Origin of the sequence: Vibrio sp. Vb1026, assembly GCF_033338745.1 — a bacterium.
Taxonomy (GTDB): Bacteria; Pseudomonadota; Gammaproteobacteria; order Enterobacterales; family Vibrionaceae; genus Vibrio; species Vibrio alginolyticus.
Window position 1 is genome coordinate 168,244 of record NZ_JAWOTH010000003.1, and the last position, 24,078, is coordinate 192,321.

The 24,078-nt window shown below is 43.6% G+C and carries 20 protein-coding genes; 14 read left to right on the forward strand and 6 right to left on the reverse strand.

All coding sequences use genetic code 11. From position 1 onward, the window contains the following. Positions 1–96: 96 nt before the first annotated feature. Complete coding sequence (locus R7E47_RS07325; protein ID WP_005380807.1) at positions 97–1,293, reverse strand: acetate kinase; 1,197 nt, start codon at positions 1,291–1,293, stop codon at positions 97–99. A 347-nt stretch (positions 1,294–1,640) separates the two neighbouring features. Here R7E47_RS07325 and yfbV point away from each other — a divergent pair, with 347 nt between their 5' ends. From yfbV to R7E47_RS07355, 6 genes are all read left to right on the forward strand, one after another. Further along, positions 1,641–2,093, forward strand: coding sequence for a terminus macrodomain insulation protein YfbV (gene yfbV / locus R7E47_RS07330; protein WP_005380809.1), 453 nt, complete (start codon positions 1,641–1,643; stop codon positions 2,091–2,093). A 330-nt stretch (positions 2,094–2,423) separates the two neighbouring features. Further along, entirely contained in the window at positions 2,424–3,389 is a 966-nt protein-coding gene (locus tag R7E47_RS07335) for an ABC transporter substrate-binding protein (RefSeq protein ID WP_017633858.1), read from the forward strand. A gap of 174 nt (positions 3,390–3,563) precedes the next feature. Beyond that, complete coding sequence (locus R7E47_RS07340; RefSeq protein ID WP_012841584.1) at positions 3,564–4,499, forward strand: ABC transporter permease; 936 nt, start codon at positions 3,564–3,566, stop codon at positions 4,497–4,499. After that, positions 4,496–5,290, forward strand: coding sequence for an ABC transporter ATP-binding protein (locus R7E47_RS07345; protein WP_318084005.1), 795 nt, complete (start codon positions 4,496–4,498; stop codon positions 5,288–5,290). The genes R7E47_RS07340 and R7E47_RS07345 overlap by 4 nt, the downstream gene beginning before the upstream one ends. Before the next feature lie 141 nt (positions 5,291–5,431). Continuing rightward, a complete protein-coding gene (malZ, locus tag R7E47_RS07350; protein ID WP_258483844.1) occupies positions 5,432–7,258 on the forward strand; it encodes a maltodextrin glucosidase in 1,827 nt (608 codons plus the stop codon). 174 nt (positions 7,259–7,432) lie between these two features. After that, entirely contained in the window at positions 7,433–8,893 is a 1,461-nt protein-coding gene (locus R7E47_RS07355; RefSeq protein WP_005387278.1) for a sensor domain-containing diguanylate cyclase, read from the forward strand. A gap of 50 nt (positions 8,894–8,943) precedes the next feature. Here the strand turns inward: R7E47_RS07355 and dusC are convergent, their stop codons facing one another. Further along, positions 8,944–9,903 (reverse strand): tRNA dihydrouridine(16) synthase DusC, encoded by a 960-nt coding sequence (dusC, locus tag R7E47_RS07360; RefSeq protein ID WP_005380816.1) that lies wholly within the window; start codon positions 9,901–9,903, stop codon positions 8,944–8,946. Positions 9,904–10,073: 170 nt separating this feature from the next. Between dusC and R7E47_RS07365 the strand changes: the two genes are divergently transcribed. Beyond that, positions 10,074–10,691 (forward strand): YecA family protein, encoded by a 618-nt coding sequence (locus R7E47_RS07365; RefSeq protein ID WP_064354183.1) that lies wholly within the window; start codon positions 10,074–10,076, stop codon positions 10,689–10,691. 79 nt (positions 10,692–10,770) lie between these two features. Here the strand turns inward: R7E47_RS07365 and dsbB are convergent, their stop codons facing one another. Next, on the reverse strand, positions 10,771–11,307 hold the full coding sequence (gene dsbB / locus R7E47_RS07370; protein ID WP_017821379.1) for a disulfide bond formation protein DsbB: 537 nt from the start codon (positions 11,305–11,307) through the stop codon (positions 10,771–10,773). A gap of 83 nt (positions 11,308–11,390) precedes the next feature. Further along, a complete protein-coding gene (nhaB, locus tag R7E47_RS07375) occupies positions 11,391–12,977 on the reverse strand; it encodes a Na(+)/H(+) antiporter NhaB (protein ID WP_005380822.1) in 1,587 nt (528 codons plus the stop codon). A 639-nt stretch (positions 12,978–13,616) separates the two neighbouring features. On the opposite strand from nhaB, the gene fadR reads away from it, so the two are divergent. Continuing rightward, the gene (gene fadR, locus R7E47_RS07380) at positions 13,617–14,456 is read left to right on the forward strand and encodes a fatty acid metabolism transcriptional regulator FadR (RefSeq protein WP_005380824.1); all 840 of its coding nucleotides are present in this window, start codon (positions 13,617–13,619) and stop codon (positions 14,454–14,456) included. A gap of 109 nt (positions 14,457–14,565) precedes the next feature. Here fadR and R7E47_RS07385 read toward each other — a convergent pair whose 3' ends face one another. Beyond that, a complete protein-coding gene (locus tag R7E47_RS07385) occupies positions 14,566–15,375 on the reverse strand; it encodes a hypothetical protein (protein ID WP_017821380.1) in 810 nt (269 codons plus the stop codon). A gap of 310 nt (positions 15,376–15,685) precedes the next feature. Between R7E47_RS07385 and R7E47_RS07390 the strand changes: the two genes are divergently transcribed. The 3 genes from R7E47_RS07390 to R7E47_RS07400 all read left to right on the forward strand — a co-directional run bounded on the left by R7E47_RS07390 (position 15,686) and on the right by R7E47_RS07400 (position 17,539). Further along, complete coding sequence (locus tag R7E47_RS07390) at positions 15,686–16,759, forward strand: hypothetical protein (RefSeq protein WP_172563539.1); 1,074 nt, start codon at positions 15,686–15,688, stop codon at positions 16,757–16,759. Between the two features lie 10 nt (positions 16,760–16,769). Then, positions 16,770–17,123, forward strand: coding sequence for a hypothetical protein (locus tag R7E47_RS07395; RefSeq protein ID WP_053306622.1), 354 nt, complete (start codon positions 16,770–16,772; stop codon positions 17,121–17,123). A gap of 68 nt (positions 17,124–17,191) precedes the next feature. Beyond that, positions 17,192–17,539, forward strand: a complete 348-nt coding sequence (locus R7E47_RS07400) for a hypothetical protein (RefSeq protein WP_172563540.1) — start codon at positions 17,192–17,194, stop codon at positions 17,537–17,539. 67 nt (positions 17,540–17,606) lie between these two features. On the opposite strand, the gene metG is transcribed toward R7E47_RS07400, so the two are convergent. Continuing rightward, complete coding sequence (metG, locus tag R7E47_RS07405) at positions 17,607–19,682, reverse strand: methionine--tRNA ligase (RefSeq protein WP_033905755.1); 2,076 nt, start codon at positions 19,680–19,682, stop codon at positions 17,607–17,609. Positions 19,683–19,844: 162 nt separating this feature from the next. Between metG and apbC the strand changes: the two genes are divergently transcribed. The 3 genes from apbC to R7E47_RS07420 all read left to right on the forward strand — a co-directional run bounded on the left by apbC (position 19,845) and on the right by R7E47_RS07420 (position 24,019). After that, complete coding sequence (apbC, locus tag R7E47_RS07410) at positions 19,845–20,921, forward strand: iron-sulfur cluster carrier protein ApbC (RefSeq protein ID WP_054574796.1); 1,077 nt, start codon at positions 19,845–19,847, stop codon at positions 20,919–20,921. A gap of 180 nt (positions 20,922–21,101) precedes the next feature. Further along, complete coding sequence (gene udk / locus R7E47_RS07415) at positions 21,102–21,743, forward strand: uridine kinase (RefSeq protein ID WP_005380833.1); 642 nt, start codon at positions 21,102–21,104, stop codon at positions 21,741–21,743. Positions 21,744–21,931: 188 nt separating this feature from the next. Then, positions 21,932–24,019, forward strand: coding sequence for an AsmA family protein (locus R7E47_RS07420; protein WP_017633849.1), 2,088 nt, complete (start codon positions 21,932–21,934; stop codon positions 24,017–24,019). Positions 24,020–24,078 lie beyond the last annotated feature (59 nt).

Consider the following 24,078-nt stretch of genomic DNA (forward strand, 5'->3'; position numbering starts at 1 on the left):
ACTCTTATTCCATGAAGCTCGAAGAATAGGAGTTGAGCCCCTAAGAAATTCGTTTGAATGAAAACTGGCTAGCCGAGTGGCTAGCCAGGAATTCAATTAAAGACCTGTCAGGCGAGCAGTGTCTTCAGCGATGACTAGCTCTTCGTTAGTAGAGATAACCATTGCAGGGATACGGCTGTTTTCAGTCGTGATAACGCCTTCGCCGCCGAAGCGAGCTTTAAGGTTAGCTTCGCTATCTACTTCGATACCGAAGATGCCAAGACGGTTTAGAACCATTTCACGGATAGGGCCAGAGTTCTCGCCGATACCGCCAGTGAAAGTGATTGCGTCTAGACGGCCTTCCATTGAAGCAGTGTAGCCAGCAACGTATTTAGCTAGACGGTGGCAGAACACGTCCATTGCGCGTGTTGCTTCTTCTTTTTGACCGTAGTTGTCTTCAACGAAACGACAGTCAGAAGTCACTTCAGTTAGACCTTGAAGACCAGACTCTTTAGTTAGCATCGTGTTGATTTGATCAACAGAGTAACCTAGAGCGTCGTGTAGGTGGAAGACGATAGCAGGGTCGATGTCGCCACAGCGAGTACCCATTACCAGACCTTCAAGTGGAGTAAGACCCATAGAAGTGTCTACAGATTGACCGTTCTTGATCGCACATACAGATGCGCCGTTACCTAGGTGACAGTTGATGATGTTTACTTCTTCAACTGGTTTGTTTAGTAGGCCTGCAACTTCACGAGTGATGAACAAGTGAGAAGTACCGTGCATGCCGTAACGACGGATACCGTGTTCTTTGTATAGGTTGTATGGAAGAGCGTATAGGTAAGACTCTTCAGGCATAGTTTGGTGGAACGCAGTGTCAAATACAGCAACGTTTTTCAGCTCTGGGAAGTTTTTCTTAGCCGCTTCGATACCGATGATGTGAGCAGGGTTATGAAGAGGTGCAAATGTTGCAGCGTCTTGAATACCTTTTAGAACTTCATCAGTAATTAGTGCAGATTGAGTGAACTGCTCGCCGCCGTGAACGATACGGTGACCGATTGCGCCTAGGTTAGCTTTAAGCTCTGGCTTAGAAGCAAGAATAGTTTCTACCATAAACGCTAGTGCTTCTTCGTGAGCTGCACCATTGCCTAGTTGAGCTTCGTGCTTGCCATCAAGTTTCCACTTGATGCGAGCTTCAGGAAGGTGAAGACACTCAGCAAGACCTGACAAGTGCTCGTCGCCGTTCTCGGCATCAACAACGGCAAATTTAAGAGAAGAACTACCGCAGTTTAAAACTAAAACTAGCTTAGACATGTATGACTACCTGTTATTCGTCTGATAAAAAAATCAGTTAAAGAATGAAAAATTAATCACAAGAATAGCCGATACCCAGAAGGCTGCGTACTAATCCTGGTCAAAAATTGTTCTAATTCCATATAAAGAAATAGTGATGAACCCTTCCATCACTATGATGCGATCCGTGCAGATAGATATCTCGGAGTTGCTTAAATTGTAAATAACAGCAACAATGAGATTGAGGGTCTGCAAAGGATAGCGATAATAAGCAATGATAACAAAAAAAATTTGAAAGAATATTAACTTTCATCAATTTTTTGTACCTTCAGTTGAAATGTTCAACTATTTTTTAGTGAGAGAGCGGTATGAGTAATAAAGTCGGATTGATCCATAGCCTGAAAGATGGCCAGAATTACATGGAGATCTGGCCGGTTCGTAAAGAGCTAAGCGCCATATTTCCGGAACAGCGTATCATTAAGGCGACTCGCTTTGGCATTAAAGTCATGCCGGCCGTTGCTGCGATCAGCGTACTCACTCAAATGGCATTCAACAATTACCACGCGTTACCTCAATCCATTGTTGTCGCCTTGTTTGCGATTAGCTTGCCACTTCAAGGCATTTGGTGGCTTGGTGCTCGATCCAACACGAAATTGCCGCCTTCTTTGGCCTCTTGGTATCGGGAGTTGCATCAAAAAATTGTGGAAACAGGTTTTGCATTAGAGCCTGTCAAAGCTCGCCCTCGTTACAAAGAGCTTGCGATAATACTGAACCGAGCGTTTCGCCAGCTCGATAAATCGTCATTAGAGCGTTGGTTCTAATTTAAATTGTTTGAAATGGAGTGTGCACTGGCCGCTCCATTTTTGATCCTGCCTCTATTACCTACTTTGACGGTCGTTGATGAAGCGAGCGAAGCTTTGTTTACCAAAGATTCTTTCCGGATGAAGAAGTCCCCCCGATCACAAATGTTGCTTTAGTGTTAAATCTTTCTTTTCTTTACTAAGACTTAGTAGTAATAATAAAAACAAGATGCGCAAGAAGTGCACAGTTATATGAACACAACAATACCGCCTTCAAACATTTGAATTCACGAGTCGATACACATATTGAAAGCTCGTGAAACAAGGACGAAGTCACATCAAGGAGTTATGATGAAAACGAAACGTTTATTAGCCACTGCCGTTCTATCAGCTACTGCTATTTTCTCTTCTACCAATGTACTGGCCGCCACTGCAACTGTCGCAGTTTCACAGATTGTCGAACACCCGGCGTTAGACGCGACGCGCCAAGGGTTACTTGATGGTTTGAAAGCGAAAGGCTACGAAGAAGGCAAAAATCTAGAATTTGATTATAAGACCGCACAGGGTAATCCAGCGATTGCGGTGCAAATTGCCCGTCAGTACGTCGGCGAAAATCCTGATGTGTTAGTTGGCATCGCGACACCTTCGGCACAAGCTTTGGTGTCGGCTACTCGCTCTATTCCTGTTGTCTTTACTGCGGTAACAGATCCGGTTGGTGCGAAATTGGTTAAGTCGATGGAACAACCAGGCAAAAACGTAACTGGCCTGTCTGATCTTTCACCCGTTGCTCAGCATGTCGATCTCATCCAAGAAATTCTTCCTCAGGTGAAAAGCATCGGGGTTGTATTTAATCCCGGTGAAGCTAATGCCGTGACTTTAGTTGAATTACTAAAAGAAAGCGCAAAAGCAAAAGGCATACAAGTGGTTGAAGCGACCGCACTAAAAAGTGCTGATGTTCAGTCTGCGACTCAAGCGATTGCAGCGAAATCAGACATTCTTTACGCCCCAACAGACAATACAGTTGCAAGTGCGATTGAAGGGATGATTGTGGCAGCGAATCAAGCGAAGAAACCTGTATTTGGTGGCGCGACGTCGTATGTCGAAAAGGGTGCTATTGCAGGCTTAGGTTTTGACTACTACCAGGTTGGTGTACAAACCGCGGATTACGTGGCGGCGATTCTTGATGGTCAAGAACCAGGCAAGCTGGATGTAAAAGTCGCGACGGGCTCTGACCTTGTAATTAATGAAAGCGCAGCATCTAAGCTCGGTATCAAGCTGCCAAGTTCTGTGGTTGAACGTGCGACAAGCATGCAATAAGTAACGCTTTTTGGGGTAAAGACCGTCACGTTGGTTGGTAGACGCTTGCCCCAAAATTGATACTCGCCGGATTTCTCGTGTAGAGCATTCTGCTAGAGAAGAAGGGGAGTATACGTTAGAAGTCTTACGTTCAGGTTGGTATTAGCCAGCCTGAGCATGCAGAAAGGAGCAGTTATGTCTGCATTTGCTTTTTTTGGCGCACTCGAAATTGGCTTGATTTATGGCCTAGTCGCTCTGGGTGTGTATCTTACGTTCCGTGTTCTCGATTTCCCCGATTTGAGTGTGGATGGCAGCTTTCCAATGGGAGCTGCGGTGGCTGCAACGGCGATTGTCGCAGGTATTAATCCTTGGCTTGCGACAATAATGGCGATGATAGCTGGTAGTATGACGGGGTGGGTAACCGCTTTTCTGGCTGTTCGGTGTGGTATTTTACACCTGTTAGCTTCCATTCTTACCATGATCGCTGCATTTTCAATTAATATTCGTATTATGGGCAAACCTAATATGGCGTTGCTTGGAGAGGATACTATTCTCACTCCGTTTGAAGCATTGGGCGATGCGATGTTTATTCGCCCTCTGGTTGTTGGGGTCTTAGTTCTTCTTTCCGCTTTCTTTGTCATTCGCCTGCTGAACAGCGACTTTGGTCTTGGTTTACGAGCCACGGGTGTGAATGCGCGTATGGTTTCTGCGCAAGGGGCGAGCACTGGCTTTTATACCTACTTTGGCTTGGCTTTATCCAACGGGTTTGTGGGATTCGCAGGCGCGTTGTTTGCACAAACGAACAGCTTTGCGGATGTGACCTCTGGCGTGGGCACCATTGTCGTTGGTTTGGCAGCTGTGATTTTGGGGCAGACCCTTATTCCCGGGCGCAAGATTTGGGTTGCGGTATTTGCGGTCATCATCGGTTCGGTACTTTATCGCCTTGCAGTGGCTTTCGCTTTGAGCTCTGGCATGTTTGGTTTACAAGCTTCAGACCTCAACCTTGTTACCGCAGTATTGGTGGCTGTGGCGCTTATTGCTCCAAAGCTAAAACAGAGCATGAGAGCGAAACAACGCGTTACTGATGCTAAACAAGCGGCATCAAAAAATGGTTCTGGGGAGGCATTATGATCGAACTAAATAATATTCAGGTCACGTTCAACCTTGGGACGATTTTGGAAAATCGTGCATTGAAAGGCGTCTCTTTAGAGGTTCCAGAGCATCAATTTCTTACCGTGATTGGTTCTAATGGCGCGGGAAAATCCACGTTGCTTGGTGCGGTGACAGGTGAGACGCCGATGATAGGTGGTCAGGTGATCATTGATGGCAAAGACGTCACCAAGCAGACGGTAGCCCAACGTGCGACGCAATGTGCCCGAGTGTTTCAAGATCCATTGGCCGGGACTTGTGGTGAACTGACGATAGAAGAGAACATGGCTCTAGCGCACATGCGTGGTAAAAAACGCAGCTGGGGATTGGCGCTCTCTACTAAACGTCGCAAGCTGTTCCAAGAGCGAATTAGCATCCTCGGTCTTGGTTTAGAAGACCGCTTGGGTGATAGCATTGGGTTGCTGTCTGGTGGACAACGACAAGCCGTTAGCCTTGTGATGGCGACGTTATCGGAGAGTAAGCTGTTATTGCTTGATGAACACACGGCTGCGCTTGATCCTCGTATGGCGGCGTTTGTTATCGACTTAACTAAACGTATTGTCGATGAGTTCGATTTAACAGTGATGATGGTGACGCATTCGATGAAAGACGCATTAGCATGTGGCGATAGGACCGTAATGCTTCACCAAGGTGAAATTGTGCTTGATGTGGCTGGAGAGCAGCGCGCTAACATGCAAGTACCAGACTTGTTGGATATGTTCTCCAAAGTGCGTGGTGAAGAGCTGGCAGATGACAGTCTCTTGTTGAACTAAGCGGTATCCGACAAGTCACTACGCCTACTAAGTGTGATCCTCCTTGGGAAAATTGGCTGATATGTCAACTCGCAAGGAGGATTTCTTGTCTCTAATTCTTCAATAACATAGTGGCATATCCGATGACGAGGAGTGCCCATAATGAACCTGCCATTTATTTTTCATAGTCAAACTATTGATGGTTTAGCTTTTAATGACGAGCAAGTTACAGTCAGACTGAAAACCGAGACATTGGATTTTGATTCCGTCTATGTGCGTATTGAGCCGGACAATGAAGAATATCTGGTCGATATGGCTCAAGTAGGAACAGCTGGTGAATTATTACTATGGGAGGCATCGTTTCGACCAAATCAAGATCGAGATGTCACACATTATGTGTTTAAGCTCCTCAAAGACGGACAACAATACTGGCTCGATGCACGAGGCGTACAAAAGCGTATTCCACCCAAAGAGTTCCACTTTAAGTTGAATGTAGAGCATCAACCACCAAGCTGGGTCCAAGAGCAAGTTTTCTATCAAATCTTTCCTGACCGTTTTTCTGCTAGTAAAAGTGAGTCTGATATTCGCCACGCTTATGCTCAGTATGATTCTGCATCGATCGTCAAGGCGTGGGGAGATGCGGTAGGCTCTCACCAAAATACCGGGGCACGTGAATTCTTTGGCGGCGACCTCAAAGGTGTGGAGCAAAAGTTGGACTATCTTGAACAGCTCGGCGTTACTGCGCTTTATTTTAATCCGATCTTTTCTTCACCAAGTAATCATAAATACGACACCACTGATTACTTCACTGTTGACCCTATGTTCGGCACCAACGATCAGTTTGCTGAACTGTGTGAGAAAATCCGTGGTAAGAATATGAAGATTGTCTTAGACGCGGTGTTTAACCACACGTCAGTGCATCATCCTTGGTTTGATATCCAACAAAAAGGAGAAGGAGCATATGGCAATCCGCAGTCAAAGCTCCGTGATTACTACTTTTTCGAAGGCGAAACCAATCACTACATTGGTTGGAAAGGCATTGGTAACTTACCGGTTCTGAACTTCGAAAATGAACAGGTGCGCGACTACATCTACCAAAGTGAAGATTCTGTCATCAAGTATTGGCTGAAGCCACCGTACTTGGTTGATGGCTGGCGGTTTGATGTAATCCATATGCTTGGCGAAGGGGACGGCGCGAAAAACAATGCTCATTATGTGGCAGCGTTTCGTCATGCAACTAAGTCAGTAAACCCGAATGCTTATGTGTTAGGTGAGCACTTTTTTGAAGCAACGCAGTGGTTGCAAGGTGATCAAGAGGATGGGGCGATGAACTACTACGGTTTTGCTCATCCAGTCCGAGCTTTTATCGCACGACAAGACATTATGTACGATCCAATCAACATTGATGGTTTGGAGTTTAAAGTATGGTTGGACGAAGCCAGAGCAAAAATCCCATTTTCGAATCAGCTATCGCAGCTAAATCAACTCGATAGTCACGATACTGCTCGGTTTATCACATTGGTTGATGGTGATAAGCGTAAAATGAACATCGCGCTAGCAATGCTTATGACTTACGTTGGCACGCCTTGTATTTACTATGGGAGTGAGGTCGGTCTAGAAGGAGGGCTAGACCCGGATAATCGTCGTTGTTTTCCTTGGAATGAAATTGAAAGTTCACAATGGCTATCGCTTTACCAACAATGGATCAAGATACGTAAACAATGTAAGCCTTTACAGTCGGGCTGTATTCAATGGCTGCATTGCACTAACAACCAGTTGGCGTACGCACGTGTACTGGGTCGTGAAGCAGTCGTTGTTATGATTAATCTCAGTGGTAATGAATGTTCAATCGATTTACCTATGTGGCAACTGGGCTTGGAGGTTAGCCAAGTTATATCGTTGTTAGATGACACAGAACAGGTTGATTATAAAGGTCATATCTCTGTCAATATGTCGGCACAGAGCTGCAAATTATGGCGACTAAAGTGACACCACACTCTATATTGATTAAACTCCTTTAATATATAAACGGTCTCAAACAGCGCGCACACATTTGTTTGGTCTCTTGTTATCTGGTGCTGCATTGCATGCGTCACCAGATAACGAGTATCAATTTAATAGCAGTCATAAGAGACTATTGACCTTTCATATGCATGGTACTCAATGGTAAACCAAAGGCGATTTAGCCTCTCATTTGTCATCTTTTTTCCTCTGGCACTATTTGTAGTGGTTTTACTCGTTACAACGAAAAATTACTATGATGCGGTTAACCGCTATATCGATTCAGAGTACTCGCGTATCGAGCGTGCAATGTCTCGCGGTATCAAAGTGCTCACGGCTTTAGATTACAGCTTCACCAACTATACCAATTACGCTAACCCACTGTTTGAAGAACATAATTCTTTAGTCAAAGAAGGGCTTTGTTATCTTTGGCCTATAGATGTGTTATTACTCGAAAGTGTTTACAGTGAAGGGTTACCTGCGGTTGACCTTGATTATATGATCGTAGGGGACGAAAGCTTATGCCAGCAAGGTTCAACGATTAACCAGTTAGCTGAACAAAAGGCGGGTTTTGCGCCGTCCTTGTCATTTCTGCACGATATTGAATCGCACATTGTTGGAATCCATTACATTGACAAGCGCGGTTACGTTATCTCCTCACCCGATACCTACGCAAAAAATTTCACGAGAGAGCTTTTGTCAACGCTAAAAGCCCGACCTTTTTGGCAAAAAACCGCGCAAGATAAAGTGAACATTACCTTGGCTGGACCAGGGCCTGTGTTGGACTCGATGGAAGGTCAAGTCATTAGTATGACGGTACCCGTCTATGAGAAAGGAGAACATCAAGGTGTTTTATCTATTGATTTTGACATCAATACGCTTATGGCTTCGTCGCTAGGTCTTGTAGGTCAGTTTCATTTGGTTTCCAATTTACAATCCATTCCTTCAAACAGTACACGAATCAAACCAGTCGAATTAGAGCGATTGAGTGCGAATCACAGCATGTACTACGAGTACAACCTTTGGGATGAAGCTAAGAACCTAGCGGTTTTTGAAAAATACAGCCTTATTGTCGCACTATTTATTTACGTGCTGAGTACCGTCGTCTTGTTCTATGTGAATATGCATAGCGAGCGACGTTACTTTAAAGAACTGGCAGCAAGAGACCCAATGACCAGTTTATTGAATCGTCGAGGTATGCAAACCGTGTGGCGTAATAAGATGACAAAAAAACAGGTTGCTTTGGCAGTGTTCGATATTGATAACTTCAAGAAGATCAACGACACCTATGGTCATGATGTCGGTGATTCTGCAATTCAGCTTGTTGCAAAATGTATACGTGAAAATATTCGCCATACCGATGTTGCCTCAAGGTTTGGTGGCGAAGAGTTCGTTTTAGCTATTTATGACGAAGATTCAGAAGGCATTAAACTCATTTTAGACAGAGTAAAAAAAGCCATAGATGAGCGCTCGATACGCGTAACGAAAGAAGGCTTTACGATCTCTGGCGGTGTGGTGTTTAGTAAAGAGAGCCGAGTAGAAAACTTTGATGAATTGTTTAAAGCGGCGGATGAAAAGTTATATCAAGCCAAAAGTACCGGCAAAAATAAGATCTGTTACTAGGATTTAGGTACAAAAAAGGACGAGATATTCGTCCTTTTTGTGTTCGGGAATTATGCAACCTGAGAGTTTAAGTCATCGCGGTAGCGTTGAATATGCTCAACAATTGGTGCGGCTTTGTTGAACGTTCTGATTTCTCTAAATAGGTCTTTTGCTTCAGGATAAGCTTGACGTAAGTAAGAGAACCATTGTTTTACGCGGTTTGGGTAATACAAGCCTTTATCGCCTTTCATCTCAAACTTGGAGTAATAGATGAGCAACTCAACCACCTCGGGCCATGACATTGGCTGGTGGTTATGTTTTACCATATTGCCTAAGTTAGGGATATTGAAAGCGCCTCGGCACACCATCAAAGAGCTAACGCCAGTCGTTTCAATGCAACGTTGACCGTCTTCATAATTCCAAATTTCGCCATTCGCAATCAGTGGGATATCAAAACGTTCACGAATTTGGTTGATGTAATCCCATTTTATCTCAGAAGCTTTATAACCACCTTGTTTAGTACGTGCGTGTACGGTCAGTTCATTTGCGCCAGCAGACTGAATGGCATCGACAATTTCAAAGCAATCTTCAGGGTTCTCCCAGCCAAGACGAATTTTTGCAGTTACGGGAATGGCTTCTGGAACGGCTTCTCGACAAGCTTTAACCACACGGTGAATGAGCTCTGGATGTTGGAGTAGCGCTGCTCCACCTTTACTTTTGTTGACCATTTTGGCTGGGCAACCAAAGTTTATATCAATGCCTCTGGCACCAAGATTTGCCGCTTTAATTGCGTTCTCAGCCATCCAGTTCGGTTCCTGTCCCAACAATTGCACATGTACTGGCACACCAGATGCAGTCTGAGAACCTTGCAACAGCTCTGGGCATAAACGGTGAAACACATGATCGGGTAATAGCTGGTCGATTACGCGAACAAACTCCGTAACACAAAGGTCATAGTCGTTTATCTCGGTCAGGATTTGGCGCATCAAATGATCTAAAACGCCTTCCATTGGGCCTAGTACAACTCGCATAGCTTGCCTAATACAGTTTGGTGGTAAAAAGGAGGGCGATTGTAGCGATGTAAGTTAAGTTTGTCATTAAAAGACTCGAAGCGCCCAATGCCGTCAAACACACAACGTTAGGTTACTTGCTTTTGAGCTCTGAGGTATAATGCCGCCAAATTTATGGGAAACCAGATGTCATGCAATACACATTGATTGAAAAAGGTGAAGTTCACGTCGATGAATCTTGCCTATTTATCGAAGGCGCAGTGTTAGCTGCGAATCTGACGACAAAACCACTCGCTCCTGAAAAGTGGTTAGAGCCGCTATTAGGTGAGGGATTCAAAGCGATTCAACCAGCTGTGGAAGAGCAAATTCACAAGCAGCATAACCGAATTCAACGAAACGAATATTCCGTGCTAGAGCTAACAGGCAAAGAACCTGAACAACTTGCTGATTTTGCCGAAGGCTTTATGTCTGTTTGGTCAATGATTGAAGAACAGTGGCAAGACGTTGAGCTCAATGATGGATTACAGCGTATGCTGCAAGCATTACTGACCACTTTGATGCTGGCTATCGATGAGCCAGCAACGCAGCAACAGATGCGCGACGCAGGTATTGAAACGCCACCGGCCCTGACAGATTTAGTCGACCAGCTTGATTTAATGGTCGGTGAAGTCGCGCTGGGCGCGGATGAGTTGATGGTAGGAAATAAAGCTCAAAGCCTAAACCCATTCAAAGGTATCGGGCGCAATGATCCCTGTCCTTGTGAGAGCGGAAAAAAATTCAAGCAGTGCTGTGGTCAATCACGCGGCTAAATCGAATCGCCGCGCTATCCACTTAACAAAAAGCCGACCAGATGGTCGGCTTTTTGTTAATTTTTACGCGTCAGTAGGATTAACGAATTGGATTAACGCGTTTTGCAGGGAAGAATTGTGCAATTACAATTAATGCCAAAGCGATTAAATTGCCTGCAAAAATTACGACTAACCATTGTGGCATTGATAAATCAAGGAACTGCCATACAACCTTAGAGCAATCACCATATGCTTCAAACATCCAAGGAACCCACTGATTGAGCGGAGCCCAGCTAGGGAATGTGACGAATAAATCGCAAGTCGCGAATGGTGATGGATTAAACTGGTAGTCAACGTGCTGCATCGCAAGTAACAAACCCTTGTAAGCACTTAATCCCCAGCCTATCAAACCTAGCCAGCGGAAAATTGGGTTCTTGGGTGCCAATATACCAACCATTGCAGCGACGCCCACTCCCATCATCGCGACTCTTTCATAAATACACATGACACATGGTGCAAGCATCATGACGTGCTGAAAATAGAGGGCACATGCTTCAAAGAAAACGACGAATAGCAGAAGCAGTAGCCACGATAAACGTCCCTTTGAAAACTGGTTAAGTGAATTTAAAATAGTCACGTTTTTGTTCCTGTCTGAAATAGAAAAAGCTCTGAATACTCAGAGCTTTTTATCGTGGATAAGTTTCCTAATCAACTCAAATTTTAGTGGCCACCGGATACTACGGGAGTCAGATCACCACTATGAGGTAAAATCCAACCAGCTTCGTAGAAAGAAGCTGTTGCAGGCTCTAGGAAGAACATGATTCCCATCAGACCGACAATCGCAAGAACGACGGTGTAAGGCAGCGCCATGATAACCATTCGACCGTAAGACAGACGAATTAATGGAGCGAGAGCCGATGTGAGTAAGAATAGGAATGCCGCTTGACCGTTTGGCGTTGCAACAGAAGGCAGGTTAGTACCAGTATTGATTGCCACCGCCAGTAAGTCGAACTGATCACGAGTAATGAGACCCTCAATGAGTGCAGTTTTTACTTCATTGATGTAAACCGTACCAACGAACACGTTATCCGACACCATAGATAATAAGCCATTCGCCACATAGAACAGAGCTAGCTGAGTACCTTTATCTTCAACGGCAAGCACCGCATCGATGACTGGTTTAAACAGCTCTTGGTCAATGATTACAGCAACGATCGAGAAAAATACTGCAAGCAGTGCAGTGAAGGGCAGGGCCTCTTCAAACGCTTTCCCCATGGAGTGCTCTTCAATTACACCAGTAAATGCGGTCGCTAAAATGATCACAGAAAGGCCAATTAAGCCGACAGCCGCTAAGTGCAAAGCGAGTGCAACGATCAACCAAACCGCAATAAGACCTTGAACCCAGAGTTTTGCGACATCTTGATTTGTTCGCGTTTTACGCTCTTCACGGTCAAAATCGACGAGGATCTGACGAACGTTGTTAGGAAGCTTCGCGCCGTAGCCAAACACTTTAAGCTTTTCAACTAAAGCACAAGTGATGAGACCACAGAAAAATACAGGGAGTGTCACTGGAGACATACGGATTAGGAATTCACCAAATAACCAACCCGCTTGGTCTGCAATAATTAAGTTTTGAGGTTCACCAACCATCGTGGTTACGCCACCTAAGGCAGTACCTACACCAGCATGCATCAACAAAGAGCGCAAAAAGGCACGATAGTTTTCTAGGTCATCACGCGTTAGTTCAGTGATCGTGTCATCTTGTGTATGGTCATGGTCACCGATAGGGTTACCAGACGCCACTTTGTGATAGATAGAGTAAAAGCCGATCGCCACGCTGATAACAACGGCGATAACCGTCAAGGCATCCAAAAACGCAGACAAAAATGCCGCAGCAAAGCAGAACGCGAGTGATAGTAGGGTTTTAGAGCGAATGCCAAGTAAAATTTTGGTAAAAATGAACAGCAATAGCTGCTTCATGAAGTAGATGCCCGCAACCATAAATACCAGAAGTAGCAGTACTTCGATATTTGCTACTAATTCGTGCTTAACTTGCGCAGGGCTAGTCATGCCGATAGCAATGGCTTCAATAGCAAGTAAACCGCCAGGTTGTAATGGGTAGCATTTTAATGCCATTGCTAGCGTGAAAATAAATTCAGCGACCAACAACCATCCAGCTACAAATGGGTTTATTAGGAAGAATACAATCGGGTTAATTATTAAGAAGGCTATAATGGCAACTTTGTACCAATCAGGCGCTTTACCAAGGAAGTTCTTGATAAAAGCGTTTCCGAGCGATATCGGCATGATAATTCTCTTTATAACAAAATTATGAATAGACACTACAATAGTGCTTAAGTATCTGTTTGTTAGACTTATTAACTAGTCTTTAAAAACAATAACTTAGTAAAACAACAATCCTTTGTTTATTGTAGTCTTGCCAAGTTACTTCCCCTGAACTCAAGCACCGCTCACTTTCGACCGCAAACTCTACACTCAGGCATTTATTAGTCAATAACAAAACGTGATGCTACCGACTAAAATGACTTTTTAAATGTAATAACGCGATCAAAACGGCGTTACTATACCATGAAAGTCTTAAAAAAATCCTCTTGGATTTTAAATGACGGTCAGTGACGAGAAAAGGCAAATTAAGAAAGAATATTAACTGTGATATACAAAGTAATTTTTCATATTTTGAATATAAAAATGTGACACGGTTGTCTTTATTTCTCCGAGATTTGTGAGCTGTTTAATTAAATGAAAATTCATATTTTACTGCTTTCGCTCGCATGTTAGAGCCTCTTAAATTGACACAACATATAGAGTATTAACTCTATGTTATGGAGTCGTTTCCACTTTTGATCGTAAATTTTCTCAAACCGCTAAGTAGTGGTATGATGAGTAGTATCGACCCTCAGAAATCAATATTGGATAAAAAGTAGAATGGTCATAAAGGCGAAAAGCCCTGCGGGATTCGCAGAAAAATATATTATCGAGAGCATTTGGAACGGCCGTTTTCCTCCAGGCTCAATTTTACCTGCTGAGCGCGAGCTGTCCGAACTGATTGGTGTTACTCGAACGACTTTAAGAGAGGTTCTTCAACGACTAGCCCGTGATGGATGGCTGACTATCCAGCACGGCAAACCTACGAAAGTTAACCAATTTATGGAGACCTCTGGTCTGCATATTTTGGATACTTTAATGACGCTAGACGTTGATAATGCGACAAACATTGTAGAAGATCTGCTTGCGGCACGTACTAACATCAGTCCTATCTTTATGCGCTATGCATTTAAAGCGAACAAAGAGAGCTCTGAGCGTACAATTAAGAACGTAATCGAATCTTGTGAAGCTTTAATGAATGCGGCTTCCTGGGACGAATTCATCGCTTCTTCGCCGTATGCTGAAAAAGTTCTGCAGAATGTGAAAGAAGATAACGAGAAAGATGAAGCGAAGCGTCAAGAAATCTTGATTGCTAAAACGTTCAACTTTTACGATTATATGCTTTTCCAGCGCCTAGCATTCCATTCAGGAAATCAAATTTACGGTTTGATCTTTAATGGTTTGAAGAAGCTCTACGATCGTGTCGGTAGCTACTACTTCTCAAATCCAGCTTCTCGTGAGCTAGCTCTGAAGTTTTACCATCAATTGCTCGAAACTTGTGAAAGTGGCCAGCGTGAGCAACTACCAGTAGTGATTCGTCATTATGGTATGGAAAGTGCGTTGATCTGGAACGAAATGAAAAAGCAATTACCAACGAACTTCACGGAAGACGACAGCTAAGCGCTGACAAGTTGAATAAACGAAAACCGCAGTGCCTTAGGCCTGCGGTTTTTTGTTTTTATTTATAAGTCGGCGACGAACCAAGCACCAATAATAAGGTATGGAACGTTTATCCTGCTAGTGAGAGTCTGGGTAACGGTAGATATAATGACTCTACGACATCTGAAAGGACATGGTCGTAAGTATTGAAGATGGTCAATGACAAGTCCGATGTGACGCCATAAAGCTCTGCTTCTGTTAAGTCGACATGACTCCCTGTCACGTATTCATTTAGCGTCTGTATTGAGCGCGTGGAAGCAGGAGAGGTAATGCTAAGTGGAGCGATAACCGCTAGTTGGTTTAGCTTACGCATCATGACCGATGCATAATTTTTGAAACGCTCATTTCCGCCTTGCTCTCCTAAATCTTGAATGCTGATTCGTAACTGAGTCAGGGTCTCCAAGCTATCCATAATGTTTTGCCAGTTCATGTGATACTCATTATGTAAGTCATCTCTTTGTTCAACCGCTAGCCATGCGATGGTTACTTCATCCATCAAAAACAAGCAATGACGAATTAACTTACCATGCTCCATCTGGTTTCTTGCAACACTATGGTCATTCCATTGTTCAAGTAGTTTCCCTACTTTAATCTGTAATACGCGATACATGGGTTTGTTTTCAAACCGTGATGTTTCGACTAAAAGATGCAGCTTGTTAGTCAGAGCATCATGAAGAGCGTCCAATTTTTGTTGATCGTTTTGTTGGAATTGAAGCGAGTAGTGAGTAGCAGCTCGGTGGTGTCTCAGAAGGTGAACAACATCTCGCAACAATGTTAACAGCTGATATTTGCGCGCATGTTGCTGCTCTCGTTTAGAAGATAAGTGATATATTCCGGCTAAAATAGCGATGGACAATAGTGTGGAAATCAAAACAAACATAACCAACTCCTTGTTAGTGTTTGGACCTAACAAGGAAGACTGCAGTTTTGATGCCAAACAAAAACTCAATTTAAACAATTGGTTATATTGAATGTTCTTTTTGAATGGTCGTTGTTGGTGCATGGATTCACCAAATTTGTAAATATGTTTGATTATTCGGTGTCGATGCTTGGTGTACGCGTTATTCTTTGTGAGTTACATATTGATTACTTTTTAGTCTGATTCAAGTCACAATGTTTAGAAATTAAAATATTCGAACACTTCATATGATATAAGTTGTCTATTTTGTTGATTGTTCGAGGTAATTAATTTGTCTAATAAATTCGACCTATGCTTCAGTACTCACTCAAAGATAACGCTCCCTATCGATACAAATGATGAGGATAGGTACCTTCAGTTTCGTAAGGACAACCCACATATATTTGGTAGTTTTATTCCCGCAGGTACTCCTTTCATACTGAACGAAGGCTCTGTGATCAACATAGCTAAGTTGCGTAGCGAGAGACCTGATATAGCTTGTGCTCTTGATACTGTAAAAAGTTGGTCACAAGAAACCAAAAGAAATGTAGCCAATCTAACAAGTGAGTTTGGCGATGAAAACTTACAAGCGGTAGCCCTCCTCTATGAAAAAGAGATTAAGCCTTTTTTAGATGCTACTAATCATACTATGGGGGGGAAAATCGATGAGTATACTGCAGTAGGTGCTGCCGCTACTGCTGTTAATGAAAAGCAAGTCAGATTGAGTAATTTCGGGAAAGCTTTGCTCAAATATCAAAATGCCTTACTAGATGTACGTACAGCCTCACGAAATGGTGCGCAGAAAAAGGAGCTTGTGAAGCTTGGATATAGAGTTAAAGAAGCTCATAGTTCTTTGAATGCAAAATTTACAAAAGAACTTGCCCATCATGCAGGGCGAATTAAAAGTAGCCGCGGTAACATTTGGAGCAACCCGAATAGGGCTGTCAATATCGCGCGAAGCGGTAGGGATATAACTAAGTTACATTTAACATCTATAGCTAACATCCGCTCAATTCGAGTTCTTGAACAAAGCTCTAGTATTGTAGGTAAAAAGATTATCATGATTGATGCTGGTGTTCGCTTTAACAATGTTCGAAATGCCAAGAATAACGGAGAAAATTGGCAAAAAAGAGCGGCAATGGAAGTTGCTGGGTTTGGTGCGAGCAACGCTGCTGGCATTTGGACCACATCCAAAGTGATTGCATCTGGAATGGGAATCGCTTTAGCTGCTGGCCCATTTGGAGTAGTAGTATTAATAGGTGTTGGTTTAGGGGCTGGTTATGCGGCTGCAAAAATGGGTGATTGGTTTGGGCAAGGTTTAGCAGAAAAAACCTATGAAACTAGCTCTAAAGTAAATTGGTTTTAAAGGAGTAATTGTGTTTTGTTTCGATCTTATAGTGATGATTGTTGGTTGGACATGGTTACTGAGCACATTGGTTTTTATTCGTGTATCAGCAAAGCGGATTGAGACAAAAATATTGCAGGATGGTCATGATCCAATTGGCTGGGACAGAAATGGGTGGGGTTTTAGGTTTCCCATGTACGCCTCAGTGTTGATGCGAGGTAAACCTACGAAAGTATCGCTGGTAGAAGACAAACTTATTCTAAAGTACGCGACAGTCTTTGACCGAGTGCTTGCGTATATTGTCACAATAAGCTTCGTGATGGCACTTGCTTTGGGAGCAGTTATGGGGTTGGGGCCTGAAGAGTACAGAGTGAAAACCAGTTAAGCGCAGGGCTCTGTAGAACGGTGAATATAAGCCTAGTTGAAAAGCCAAATCCTGATAAAGGGAGCAACGTGTCTGATTTTGATATTGCAAATATGATTATCGGATGTACTTGGTTAGTTAGTACTTTGCTTTTCATTCGTGTATCGGTAAAGCGGATTGAGAAAAAAATGTTGCGGGATGGTCATGACCCTATTGGTTGGGACAGAAATGGGCGGGGTTTTAGATTTCCCATGTACGCATCAGTATTGATGCGAGGAAAGCCAGTCAAATTATCACTAGTGGATGACCAACTAATACTAAAATACGCAACAACGTTTGATAGAATACTTGCGTATGTTGTAAGCATCAGTTTTGTACTTTTCCTTGTGTGTGGCGCGACCATTACTTGGGGACCGGAAGAGTATAGGTTGCATTAAGTAATTTTATCTTGTTGTAAAAAAGGCTCAACTGAAATAGTTAAGCCTTTCTATTATGCGAAGAGCATTACATTACACGCATCCCTGGTTGAGCGCCTTCGTGTGGCTCAAGGATCCACAGGTCACTACCACCAGGGCCTGCCGCTAGGATCATACCTTCAGACATACCAAACTTCATCTTACGAGGTTTTAGGTTTGCAACCATTACAGTTAGTTTGCCTTCTAGCTCTTCAGGTTTGTACGCTGACTTGATGCCAGAGAACACTTGACGAGTTTCACCACCGATGTCCAGTTGGAACTTAAGCAGTTTGTTTGCTTTTGGCACTTCTTCACAAGAGATGATACGAGCGATACGCATATCTACTGCTGCAAAAGCGTCGAACTCAATCTCTTCAGCGATTGGCTCTTTGTCTAGCTCAGTTTCGCTAGCCTTGTTCTTTTCCGCTTCTGCTTTCTCTTTCGCCGCCATTTCTGCCGCCGCATCTTCTTTAGATGCTTCGATCATCGCTTCAACATTCTTCGGATCGATACGGTTGAACAGTGCTTTGAACTTAGTGATCTCGTGGCCTGTTAGTGGAGCAGCGATGTTTTCCCAAGTTAGCTCTTGGTTTAGAAACGCTTCAGTACGCGCAGCTAGCGATGGCATTACTGGTTTCAGGTAAGTCATCAGTACGCGGAACAGGTTGATACCGACAGAACAGATGTCTTGTAGTTCCTGATCTTTGCCTTCTTCTTTTGCTACAACCCACGGTGCTTTTTCATCAACGTATTGGTTAGCTTTGTCTGCCAATGCCGTGATTTCACGGATTGCACGACCAAACTCACGCGTTTCGTAAAGCTCAGCGATACGGTCAGCAGCAGCAACAAATTCGTTGTAAAGTTCAGGCTCTGCAAAGTTGTCAGACAGTTTGCCTTCAAAACGTTTCGCGATGAAACCTGCGTTACGAGATGCCAGGTTAACGATCTTGTTAACAACGTCAGCGTTTACGCGCTGAGTGAAGTCTTCAAGGTTAAGATCTAGATCGTCGATACGGCTGTTTAGCTTCGCAGCGTAGTAGTAACGTAGACACTCAGGGTCTAGGTGCTCTAGGTAAGTGCTTGCTTTTACGAACGTGCCTTTAGACTTCGACATTTTCGCGCCGTTTACGGTTACGTAACCGTGTACGAATACGTTGTTAGGCTTGCGGAAGCCAGAACCTTCTAGCATTGCTGGCCAAAATAGGCTGTGGAAGTAAACGATGTCTTTACCGATGAAGTGGTACAGCTCTGCTGAGCTGTCTTTTTTCCAATACTCGTCGAAATCTAGGTCGTCGCGCTTGTCACATAGATTTTTGAAAGAGCCCATGTAGCCGATAGGCGCGTCTAGCCACACGTAGAAGAATTTGTTTTTCTCACCAGGGATCTCGAAGCCAAAGTATGGTGCGTCACGTGAGATATCCCATTGCTGCAAACCAGATTCGAACCATTCTTGCATTTTGTTCGCTGTTTCAGCTTGTAGCGAGCCAGAGCGAGTCCACTCTTTTAGCATGCTCTCAAACTGAGGCAGGTCGAAGAAGAAGTGCTCTGAATCTTTCATTACTGGCGTCGCACCAGAAACCGCAGATTTAGGATTGATCAGTTCTGTTGGGCTGTAAGTCTCACCACAGTTGTCACAGTTGTCACCGTACTGGTCTTCAGACTTACATTTTGGACAGGTACCTTTTACGAAACGGTCCGGTAAGAACATCTCTTTTTCTGGATCGAACAGCTGAGAGATAGTACGGCTAGAGATAAAGCCATTTTTCTTCAACTCAAGATAAATGTGTGACGCTAGCTCACGGTTCTCATCTGAGTGTGTGCTGTGGTAGTTATCAAAGCTGATATCAAATCCAGCGAAGTCTTTTTGGTGCTCTTCGCTAACTGCGGCAATCATTTCTTCAGGAGTAATACCCATCTGTTGCGCTTTAAGCATGATTGGCGTGCCGTGAGCATCGTCAGCACAGATGAAGTTTACAGTGTTGCCGCGTAGGCGTTGGTAACGAACCCAAATGTCCGCTTGGATATGCTCAAGCATATGACCAAGGTGGATCGAACCGTTAGCGTACGGAAGGGCACAAGTTACCAGCATTTTCCTTGACGGAAAGTTTTTTGGATCGTTTGCCATACTTAATATTCGCTTTTCTTGATAGGTATAAATAAATTTTGATGGATAATACTACCCCATGAACTGACTAACTCCAAGGTGTCAAACTGCGGAATGCCTTAGTTTTTTTGGGGTTCTGGTTGAGCCTGGACGGTGGTAGCATGACATCTAAAAGGAGGGCTTATGCATCAGTTCACTTCAAAACAAGATTTTTGTCACTGGTTTAACCAATTCCAACATCCACAGTTGGTGGAAAACTGGGCAGATATTCATGGCGCAATTTCGATTACGACACAGGGTTCTATTGATATAACGTTGCCATTCGCAAGTAATGAGCTTCAAACCGTACTGCATGACTGGATTAAACAGCAGCAAGCCTCGGGTAAAGTGGCTGAATTCCCATTTAATATTCGCCTTGGAGTTAAAGCTTTAGAAACTCAAGTGGCTAACTCGGTTAAGGGTGTTAAGAACATCGTTGCCGTCAGTTCTGCGAAAGGTGGCGTTGGTAAATCTACTACCGCAGTTAACTTAGCGTTGGCGATTGCTCAATCTGGGGCGAAAGTGGGATTGTTGGATGCAGATATCTATGGTCCGTCTGTACCTATGATGTTGGGGCAAGAAGATGCTAAACCAGAAGTTCGTGATGGCAAGTGGATGGAACCCATTTTTGCTCACGGCATCTATACTCATTCTATCGGTTATTTGGTGGATAAATCAGAAGCGGCGATATGGCGCGGTCCAATGGCTTCAAAAGCGTTGTCGCAGTTATTAACTGAAACAGATTGGCCAGATTTGGATTATTTGGTGATTGATATGCCGCCAGGTACGGGGGATATTCAATTGACTCTGTCACAACAAATTCCGGTAACAGGTAGCGTGCTAGTCACAACACCGCAAGATTTAGCCCTTGCCGATGCAAGGAAGGGAGCGGCAATGTTTAACAAAGTCCATGTCCCGGTTATTGGTGTTGTGGAAAACATGAGTTATCACATTTGTAGTCAATGTGGCGCGAAAGAGCATATTTTTGGTATGGGCGGAGCTGAAAAAATGTCGCAAGAATTTGGCTTAGCATTGTTAGGACAAATTCCGCTTCATATCTCTATGCGAGAAGATATTGACGCTGGCGTGCCAACGGTAGCAAGACGCCCAGAAAGTGAGCATGCAGGGTATTATAAGCAACTTGCCGATCGCGTATGTAGCACGATGTTTTGGCAAGGCAAAGCAAAACCAGATGCGATTAGCTTTACAATGGTGAACTAAGTTTACTATGCCTGTTGGTTGATAATTGCACATTTTAACGTTTGCTCGGAGGTTAATCCTCTGAGCAGGCAGAAACTTATGACTAAACCCTAATTCCAACTAGTAACTATGGGGTGAACTCCCTATAATCAGGCAGTTTATCTTTTTATGTGACTAGAAATCATCATCGGGTGCAAACTAATGTCTGATAATAATCAATGCGTCATCGTAGGTATTGCTGGCGCTTCTGCTTCTGGAAAAAGTCTGATCGCGAGCACTATTTATAATGAGCTTCGCGCGAAAGTAGGCGATCATCAAATCGGTGTCATCACGGAAGATTGCTACTACAACGACCAAAGCCACCTAAGCATGGAAGAGCGAGTAAAGACGAACTACGATCACCCGAGTGCGTTGGACCACGACCTACTGTGTGAGCACCTAGAAAAATTGGTACGTGGTGAAGCAGTAGAAGTGCCTGAGTACAGCTACACTGAGCACACAAGAACAATTAACACCACCACAATGACACCTAAAAAGGTGATCATTCTAGAAGGTATCCTTCTTCTTACAGACCCTCGTCTTCGTGATTTGATGCATGCGACAGTATTTATGGACACACCGTTAGATATTTGCTTGCTTCGCCGTGTTAAGCGTGATGTGGAAGAACGAGGCCGAACTATGGAGTCTGTTCTTAAGCAATACCAACAAACAGTACGTCCGATGTTCATGCAGTTTATCGAACCTTCTAAGCAATATGCGGACATTATTGTTCCTCGCGGTGGTAAAAACCGTATCGCAATTGATGTATTAAAAGCTCACATTGCAAGACTTTTGAAAGCTTAAGCCTATAGACGGCTATATCGCTTTATTTTTAAGAGAAGAAGTGGCACCTTAAGTGCCACTTCTTTTTTTGTTTTTAAATTAGTCAGTTGCAGGTTAAAACCAGACATTTTTCACGCTTTTGTGGAACTGTCAGCGGTAAATGGAGTCTGCGCTTATAATTGTAAAAACACTCGAGCAAGGAAAAACAAATGAAGAAACTGCTCTTAATTCTAGCAATACCGATTGTGGTCATTTTGGTCGCAATTTTAGCGTTAACCATCTTCGTCAATCCGAATCAGTTTAAACCCCTTATTGTTGAGCAAGCGCAAAAGCAAACGGGATTAGAGTTGGTGATTGAAGGGGATATCAGTTGGCAATTTTTCCCATCGATTGGCTTTGAGTTGGGACATACAGAGTTGCGAAACCCACAAGGCTTTAGTAAACCCAATTTATTCAAAGTTGATACCGTTGGTGTAGACATCTCTGTTATGCCACTTTTTAGTCAACAGCTTGAAATTGGAAACGTCACGCTTGATGGTGCTGAGTTCTACATTGAAACCAAGAAAGATGGCAGCAAGAATATTGATGCATTGACGAAAGCCCAAACACAACAAGCAGAACAAGAGAACAATGCTGCGCCTACGCAAAATGGTGAAACGCAAACTTCTGGTTCTGATTGGAGTATTAATCTTGCTGGCGTTACGGTTTCTAACGGTTCATTAGAAATGCAGGATAAGCAAGCCGGTAGTTACACCAAACTTTATGATATTTCATTAAACCTTTCCGAATTCGCTTTTGACAACTGGACAACGGCTGATTTTGGCGTGAAGGGCGAAATGAACGACCAAAAGTTCACCGCGAAAGGTCAGGCAGACTTTAAGCTAGAAAAAGGTTTGGCAAACTACGCGCTAAAGAACATCAACTTTGATGCGACATACTCTGACCCTGCCAATAAAATTGAATCGGCAACGATCGGTTTAGACACGTTTGAATTCGATAAAGTAAATAACCTGACTTATGCCATTAAGGGTGACGCTGGTGGTATGAAGTTAGATATGCAGGGTGCTGGTCAACTTAGCGTGGACAAGGCTATCAGCAAAGTACAGTTGGATAAGTTAACTCTTAAATCGACTTTTGAGGGTGATGCTTTACCTCAGTCCCCGATGAAAGTCGACATGGTGTCTGATCTGTCTTTCGACCTAACGAAAAACCATCTGAGTTTTGTTCTAGAGAAGTTAACAGCGAATGCTATCGCCTTAGATGGTAAGGCTGATGTGGCACTCGGTGATATTCCTAAAGTACGCTTTGCTCTCCATAGCCCCAATATCGATCTTGATGAGTTCTTAGGGTTAGATAAGCAAGCTGCCGAAGGTAATAAGCCTGCTTCTGGTGGCGAGAGTGCTCCTGCCGGACCTGAGGTTGAGCCTGATTTGTCTGCGTTGAAAACGTTAGATGTAAAGGGTGACATTACCATCGACAAATTCAAAGCGGCAAATGCGAAGATGGAAGCGGTAAAAACGAGCTTCACTGTAAATCGTGGCGTGTTTGAGCTTACATCTTTTAGTTCGAAGTTGTACCAAGGCTCAATCTCAGCGACAGCGAAGTTAGATGCACGCCAATCACCAGCGACTTACAGTGTTAAAAAGTCAATCAAAGGCGTGAAAGTTCAACCGCTACTTATAGACGTTGCTGAAAACGACAAACTTGAAGGGACAGGTAACATTGATGTGAATGTTACAGGTAAGAGTCTCACGCCTACCGGTATCAAGAAGAATCTATCTGGTACGGTTGTTATCAATTTTGCTGACGGTGCGGTGAATGGCATCAACGTTGCTCAGTTGATTCGTGAAAACTATGCGAAATTTAAAGGGCAAAAAGTTGAAGGCACCAATGTAGCTAAGAAAACAGACTTCAGTGCGATGACGGCGACATTGAAACTCAACAAAGGTGTTGTATCAACGGATAATATGCAAGCTCAGTCTCCATTGTTACGTGTTCGTGGTAAAGGTACCGCAAACTACATCAATGAAACAGTCGACTTTACTATCAGCACGTCAGTTGTAGGCAGCCTAGAAGGCCAGGGCGGTAAAGATATAGATGAGCTGAAAGACATCACGATTCCAATCAATGTGTCTGGTAAGTGGGCAGATCCTAAATTCAAGCTCGTATTCGATGATGTTCTGAAGCAGAAAGCTCAAAAAGAAATCGATCGTGGCGTGGAGAAGCTAACGGACAAAATCAAAGACGAGAAAACCAAAGATGCGGTCGATGGTTTATTGAAGAATCTTTTCAACTAACCGTGCGTGAAAATCAAAAGGGTTGGCATTTTGCCAACCCTTTTTAAATTACTCTGCGA